General features: G+C 69.6%; 1 protein-coding gene. It reads right to left on the bottom strand.

The window, feature by feature from the left end:
• On the bottom strand, nucleotides 1–371 hold a 371-nt coding region (locus AC1DUP_RS36835; protein WP_477837402.1), incomplete at both ends, for a putative Ig domain-containing protein.

The raw sequence follows: 371 nt of genomic DNA, 5'->3' as shown, positions 1-371 counted from the left end.
TAGGTRCCGTTCAGCGCCGTGCCGAGCGTGCCTGATGTCGCGCCGAAGCCGACCGCCGTGACCGTCTTGGTGTCGCCGGCATCCGGATCGGTATCGTTGGTCAGCACATTGCCACTGGCAACCACGCCACCCGAACCATTGGCCGCACCRCCCTTCTCGGTCGCATCACCCGCATCGGCAACCGCCGTCGGCGTCGCGTTGCCGGGCGTCGATACGGCGACGTTGAAGGTCTCGTTGGCTGAGAGGCCGCCGAGGTCGGTCGCCGTCACCCTGACGCCGTAGGTGCCGCCTGCCGTCGGTGTGCCGGAGAAGGTCCGCGTCGTGGCGTTGAAGGCCAGCCAGGCGGGCAGCGCCGTGCCGTCGGCAGCCGT

The sequence above is a fragment of the Rhizobium sp. 01L419 genome, from assembly GCF_056400025.1.
Note: the sequence above shows the minus strand (reverse complement) of the source record. Positions and strands in the feature narration are given on the sequence as shown.